This is a genomic window from Aerococcus sp. L_32, from assembly GCF_050689315.1.
The window spans coordinates 20,747-28,031 of record NZ_JBOEQF010000010.1 but is presented as its reverse complement, the minus strand read 5'-3'; the positions used below and the strand labels follow the sequence as shown (position 1 = coordinate 28,031).

Here is a 7,285-nt window from a genome sequence, read left to right as displayed (position 1 = left end):
GGTTGATTACGCAAAATAGTTTACCAAAGGAGCATGTAAATGCTCCTTTTTAGTTGGTCGATTTTTGTTGATAAAGGACAATAAAGCTTATTGTAACAAGGATAAATCTACCTGAAAAACCAGCTTTTAAGAGTGTATGAAAAAAATGTACAATTTTAGTTCTGTATTGTTTAAAAAGAAAGATGTGACAAATGTTATTTTAATTTAATGTGGTGGACCAAAGCCTGACCAATTAATTTCACCTAATGGGCTTGTTTTGAAAACCACCGTTACTACTAACTTTTGGACACCTAAATGACTAAAATTGTTAGCTAACAATTTTCACCAGGCCGCCTATGTCAGAGTATAATATGTATAAAGACATATTATTTTCAAATTGAAATATCTTTTTATCAAAAAATATGCTATAAAAGGAATAATATTTTTCTTAATTTATTACCGAAAGAGGTAAGGGAAATGAAATACAAGAGACGATTACTCGTATTGGTTACAACGTTTGCTTCAGCAATTTATATTATTTGGCGAATTACGCAAACGATGCCTTTTGGCTTCGGTTGGTTTGCTTGGTTCTGTGCCATTTTCCTAATCACAGTAGAAATCCTAGGATTCTTTGAAATGATTGTCCATTTTTACCAATTATCCAGTCCCTTAAAATTAGGCGATGTCCCCCTTATCGCCGACGAAGAATATCCGCACGTGGATATCTTTATTTCTACTTATAATGAACCCGAAGATTTATTATTTAAAACCGTTAACGGGTGTTTAAACATGACCTACCCCGATTTAAACAAGGTCCATATTTACCTTTGCGATGACGGCAATCGGCCTCAAATGAAGGTTTTAGCCGACCGGATGGGAATCAATTATTTAAACCGTGATACCCATGAACATGCCAAGGCCGGAAACCTAAATGCGGCCATGGACAGAACGACATCACCTTATATCGTGACCTTTGACGCCGACATGATTCCAAGACGGCAATTTTTAATTCGAACCATACCTTTCTTCGTCGTGGATGACAATATAGGCTTTATCCAAACGCCACAAACTTTTTATAATCCTGACTTATTTCAATACAATTTGTACGCTGAAAAGTTAACCCCAAGCGAGCAAGACTATTTTTACCGTGACGTGCAAATTATGCGAAACAAATCCAATTCAGTTATCTATGGTGGAACCAACACTATCCTATCAAGACAATCCTTAGTTGATGCCGGTGGCTTTTTTACAGGGGTAATTACCGAGGACTTTGCGACAGGTATCAATATCCAAAGTGAGGGCTACCAATGTTACGCCATCGATGAACCCTTAGCGGTTGGGATGGCGCCAGAAGATTTGAAGAGTTTGATCAACCAACGTAAACGATGGGCTCGTGGCTGTATTCAAACTGGAAAAAAGGTCAATATTCTCTTCAAGAAGGGCTTATCGCTAGCTCAAAAGGCTTCTTACATGACCTCAATTACCTATTGGTTAGGTCCTTTAAAAGAATTTGCTTATGTCATGGCACCTTTACTATATGCCTTGTTTAATGTCATTATCGTAAAAACAAACCTACTTGAAGTGTTAATTTTCTGGTTACCTATGTATCTCTTGAATAATTACACACTTAAAAAATTATCCGGCAATATCCGGTCAACCAGTATCACTTATATTTACGACATGATTATGTTTCCGTCCCTGATGCCTGCGGTTATTTTAGAAATCCTAGGTATTTCACAGACCACTTTCCAGGTAACCCAAAAGGATGGAAAACAAAAGGCTGGGTCTGAAAGTGCCGCTTTTCGCCGGAAAACCATTATGCCACATTTAATATTAGCCATTGCTAGTGCGATTGGGATTGTGATTGCCATTCACCAAACCTTTGCCACGCAGTCAGAAGCCTATGTCATGATCCTATTTTGGTTGTCGGTTAACTTGTACAACTTGACTATGGCGGTCCTGTTTATGATTGGCCGTCCTGCCAAGCGGAAATTTGAACGGTTTGTGGCTGAAGTAGACTGTCTCATCACCTTTGAAAACCGGGTTATCCGGGCAAAAACCTATGATATCGCAGAAGAAGGCCTGTCTTTCCGATTAGATTATCCAGAATGGCTACCTAACGATGAGGATGTGATCATTCAAGTAAAAACCCCCTATTACGAAACAACCCTAACTGGTAAGGTCAAGAACGTCTTTCAAAATGGTCACCAGTGGCAGTATGGTTTATATATTCAACCTGTGAGCCCAGAAGCAGCGGCAGAATGGCTGCAGATTATCTATGATAGAGAGCATACCTTGCCGAAATTTATCGGTAACGATTACTCAAGTTTGAACGCTCTAGCCGTTAACTTGCGCTCTCATATGGTCAAGAATACCTATTACAGCCGGTCTTTACCGCGGATTATAGTGGATGACCGGGTCCAGACTGACTTAGGACAAGAACTTTACCTACATGATTTCAACTATCAATTTGTTACACTTGATGCCATGGGCAAAATGGTACTCCCTGAGCAAACCACCTTATTGTTTGGGGGACTAGAGGTGTATTGTCAGCTGATTAACGAACAAGACAATCAAGTTGGGATCTACCAAATCACAAATGCCAAGGATTTAATCGCTAATCCAATGCTACGGCCAATCGTGTCCACTTGGATTGAACGCAATCAACAAGAAGCTATGGAAGCAGATGAATTGGCCCATGTCATGCAAGATTATTTTGTCGAACGAGAGCAACTATATTAGGGAGGGATTTGTATGAATAAGTACCATAAGCGCTTAACACCGGTTGTCCTTTTCCTATTATTATGGGCCAACTATCAAGTCCCCAAAGCTGTTGCTGAAGAAACCAGCTTACAGGTCCAAAATCTTGACTCTTGGGATAATGGGGTGGATTTTTCAGCTGAGAATAATGGTTCAGACCGCATCCGTCTAAAAGCTAGTCGGGCAGATGACGCCGAAGGGACCACCGCGTCGCTATTTTTGTATGAATTTGGCGAATGGGACATGGCCGACTTTGCAGCAATTACGATCAATATTGACAATCAAGGTGACCAGGATTTTCCCTTAAATTTGTCACTTAATCAGGGGGAAGATGGCCAATCATATACTGTAGCAGCCGATCAACCAGGCTGGCTCATCAAAAGGCAGGATGGCCAAGTCCTCTCCACCCTAGTGCGTGACACAGGCTTTATAATCCCAGGAAATTTTTCAGGAACCCTATACATTCCCTTCACATCATTTAATGGTGACGGGATTCCAGACGATATCTCAACGATTGGCCTAAATTTCTTCCTTGATGAAGACAGCCATGTAGACGCCATCTTTTCCAACGCCCAGCTCTTAGAAACGTCTGAAACAACCGATTATACCTTTATCGAAATTGATGGGGAAAATGCATTACAAGTTCCAATCCAGGGTGAAACCTTGATAAACTTCACCGCCAAGTCTGACCAGGATGATGCGCATATCACCTTTGCCCTGCAAAACCCAGTTGACGGAGTAGCCATTTCAGAATCTGGGGTCTTGACGGCCAATGCTAGCGCCAATCCAGAGGACACAGTGATGGTCGTCGCAAGAGATGACCAAAGTAATATAGCTGCTATGATCACTGTAAATCTTCAAGAAATGACTGCGGACCAAGTTGACCAAGCCTTGCCACTACCATCACAAGTGGATACCTATACCAGTAAGTGGATTAAAAACCTTATAGACTATACCTGGTTAATCCGCCTGCTAGTGATTATCTTGATATTATTTGTCTGTGAAATCATCGGACGATGGATCCAAGCCAATAATAAATATACTAGAGACAGTCAAGCACTGGCAGACCGTGCAATCAAATGGAAGAGGAGGATAAAATAATGGCTTTTTCAAGTACCATCTTTTTACTTTATTTCTTCCCACTTGCCATTATCCTGTACTTGGCATCTGCCTTTTCAAAGACCCTACAGAACACAGTCCTCGTAGCTTTAGGTTTATTCTTTTATGCCTGGGGCCAAGTCCAGTACCTATATTTACTAATACTCACTATAGTGGTCGATTATCTGCTTGGTTTGTGTTTGCAACTTTTTGCCAAACACCAAATTATCCGGAAAAGTATTTTCGTTCTTGGACTCTTCGCCAACATTGGGCTATTAGTAGGAGCAAAATACATTCCCTTCTTATCTTCAACAGTCAATCGATTGTCTCAAGGGGTGGTTCCAATTTATGAGTGGATTTTCCCAATTGGTATTTCTTTCTATATCTTTTCAGGGATTTCCTACCTGATTGATGTTTATAGTCACAAGGCACCTGTAGCCAAAAATCCCATCTCACTAGCCCTATATTTCACTTTCTTCCCCAAATTGATGCAGGGGCCGGTAATGAAATACCGAGACTTTTTCCAGCAAGATTACCATCGAAAAGTCACCCTACAAGGGATTTCTGATGGGGCCTGCCGCTTTATCGTTGGTTTAAGTAAGAAAGTTATTATTTCTAATCAAATGGGGATTGTAACGGACCGAATCTTTGAAATTAACCGGATGGAAGAGATGTCATTGGCCTTGGCCTGGTTAGGTATTATCGCCTACGCCTTGCAAATTTTCTTCGACTTTGCCGGTTATTCTGACATGGCCATTGGTTTAGCGCGAATTTTTGGGTTTGCCTTACCAGAAAACTTTAACTATCCCTATATTTCTAAATCGATATCCGAATTCTGGCGTCGTTGGCACATTACCCTAGGTGCATTCTTCAGGGAGTATGTTTATTTTCCACTTGGCGGTTCTCAAAACGTTAACTTGGATACCATCGTCAGAAACCTAGCTGTCGTTTGGATTTTGACTGGTCTATGGCACGGTGCCAACTGGACCTTCCTTATTTGGGGGATGTGGAATTTCATTTTTATCGCCATTGAACGGATTACTGGTTTTGACAAAATGGCGATCGCACCTGGATGGAAGCATCTTTATGCAAGCTTAGTTATTCTGCTTGGTTGGGTTCTCTTTAGATCGTCCTCTATTTTAGAAGCGGGTTCTTATTATTCAGCCATGTTCAACTTTATACGCTACCCTCTCATCAATGACTATTTCTGGCTATTCTTAAGAGAATTCCTCCTATTCTTTAGTCTAGGGATCCTCTTCTCCATGCCAGTTGCACCGATGATCAATAAGTGGTTCAAGGAAGGAATTCATATCCGCATCTTTGCTTCACCCAATAAAGTCTTTCCCATTCATTATTTGACCGAGCATCCACGCTTGGAATGGGTATTCGACTTGGCCTATCCATTTGCCATGTTATTACTGTTGATCGTGTCATATATTTATTTGGTAAATGGGTCTTACACATCCTTTATCTATTTCCAATTCTAAGGAGGGATACACATGATGTCTCAATTCATTAAAAAAGCTGTCACGGCAGTCGGATTCTTCATTTGTATCTTCGCCATGGGCTTTAACAATATTAAAAACAATTACCAGGAATTTGAAGATTCCATCACTGGTTATTTTTCCAGTAACCCAGAAGATCGGACGTCTTTAGAAGACTACTTTGTCCAAGTGAATGACTTTATGAATGAAAATACCCCGTATCGGGACAGTTTTTTTGAAAGTTACGGTTACCTGCAAAGACTTATGTTGAGAAATGAGGTCAACAATTTTACCGTGGTTAAAGCAAAAAATAACCAGCTCTACTATACCTATTTTACGACTGAAGCCAACGAAACTAGTGAACTAACCAACCGAATGGACAAGTTTGCTACAGCGGCTAGAGAGACTGGTGCCCAAGTACTCTACCTGATGACTCCAGACAAGTACGAACGAGGCTATACCCAGTTTGAAACCGGCATGCCTTACAACTATGCCAATGAAACGGCTGACCTTTTTTTGGCTGAACTGTCTGATAAAGGCATCGATTATATTGATTTCAGGCAATTAATGACTGACCAAGATATGCGGATTGCAGATGCTTTCTACCACACTGACCACCACTGGAAGATTGAAACCGCCTTTTGGGCCTTCACCCAATTAACGGATACATTGGTGAATGACTACGGGCTTGAATTCAATGACCAAGAAATGGCGACAGATATCAACAATTACAATAAAGTTGAATATAAAGATAGCTATCTAGGATCTATGGGTCGGAGTGTTGGGCGCTTATATACTGATCCGGAAGATATTTCGATTATTTATCCGAAATTTGCTACTGATTATTTTGTCTATGAACAATCAGGGGATACGGAAATTTCCCGGGAAGGGTCTTTTGAAGAAGCTATTTTAAACAAGGAAATCTTAACTTCAGATGACGGGATTTATGCAGCAACGTCAGATAAGTATTTTACTTATATGGATGGGAATCCTGCAGTTGTCCAGGTCTTAAACAATAACAATCCAGAAGGAGCCAAAGTTTTGTTCGTTAAAGATTCCTTGATTGTACCCGTGGCGTCATTTTTCGCTCAAGGGGTGGGGGAAATGACCTTGGTAGACCCGCGTTATTATGGTAGTTCGATAGATGAATTAATGGCAGAAGGTGACTACGATTATGTCTTTGTGACCTTCTCGCCGCAGAACTTAATCGAAGAATTCTTTCCATTTGGCCAAGACGAAGAGGAGGTTGCCTCATGAATGAAAAATATGCTTTTAAAAGAAGCTGGTTCGGGACCTACAAAATAGCAAATGTGCAGGCATATCTAGATGACTTGTACATTGAAGTGGAGCAGACTTTTGGTGATATGACCCGTGAAATGAAAGAACTGCAACAAGAAAACGAGATTTTACGGCAATATATCACGGAGGATTCCTTCTTAAGAGACCAAGTTGTCTTACCGGATGTCAGGACTTTTAACGAAGACGATTGGACCATGCTCCCCCTAGGCTACTTTAAAATTACCGATAATGGGTCCTTACTTTCTAAAGACGTAGACCCGGATCATAAAGACAAGTCATTAATGACATTATTGACAAAGGGGGATAACCAGCAAGTTGAGGATGGCTTTTTGGAAAATAAATCCGAATCTTCAACAATTACATCGGTTGAAGAAACACTGCCAAGTGGCCAAAGTCTTGACAAAAGTCACGCGCAAGTTTTAACAGAACCGGCACCAATTGCTAACCACCAGGCAACCACAACAGCTGACAGCCAAATAGCCAGTCAATTGGCTGCTAAAGATACTACAATCGATAGTCTTCAAGCAGAGATTACAGCACTCAAACAACAAGTGGCTTATTTAGACGGCCAAGCAGACTTCGCCAATGACTTACTGCGAGACGTCTACAAGTCATAAATGCCAACAAGCGACAAGTAGAGGGATTGATGTTAGTATTACGATGAC

At 40.8% G+C, this 7,285-nt stretch carries 5 protein-coding genes; all 5 read left to right on the top strand.

Annotation, left to right across the window (positions count from 1 at the left end; translation table 11 throughout):
• Positions 1–456: 456 nt before the first annotated feature.
• Genes ACRCJ0_RS01755 through ACRCJ0_RS01735 form a run of 5 tightly spaced genes read left to right on the top strand, consistent with a single transcriptional unit; the run spans position 457 to position 7,237 of the window.
• Positions 457–2,721: a glycosyltransferase gene (locus tag ACRCJ0_RS01755; protein WP_431387808.1), complete on the top strand. Its 2,265-nt coding sequence runs from the start codon at positions 457–459 to the stop codon at positions 2,719–2,721.
• A 12-nt stretch (positions 2,722–2,733) separates the two neighbouring features.
• Complete coding sequence (locus tag ACRCJ0_RS01750) at positions 2,734–3,840, top strand: hypothetical protein (protein ID WP_431387809.1); 1,107 nt, start codon at positions 2,734–2,736, stop codon at positions 3,838–3,840.
• Entirely contained in the window at positions 3,840–5,324 is a 1,485-nt protein-coding gene (locus ACRCJ0_RS01745) for an MBOAT family O-acyltransferase (protein ID WP_431387810.1), read from the top strand. Before ACRCJ0_RS01750 ends, ACRCJ0_RS01745 begins: the two co-directional genes overlap by 1 nt.
• A gap of 12 nt (positions 5,325–5,336) precedes the next feature.
• Complete coding sequence (locus ACRCJ0_RS01740; RefSeq protein ID WP_431389323.1) at positions 5,337–6,578, top strand: alginate O-acetyltransferase AlgX-related protein; 1,242 nt, start codon at positions 5,337–5,339, stop codon at positions 6,576–6,578.
• Complete coding sequence (locus tag ACRCJ0_RS01735) at positions 6,575–7,237, top strand: hypothetical protein (RefSeq protein WP_431387812.1); 663 nt, start codon at positions 6,575–6,577, stop codon at positions 7,235–7,237. The genes ACRCJ0_RS01740 and ACRCJ0_RS01735 overlap by 4 nt, the downstream gene beginning before the upstream one ends.
• The last annotated feature ends 48 nt before the right edge of the window (positions 7,238–7,285 follow it).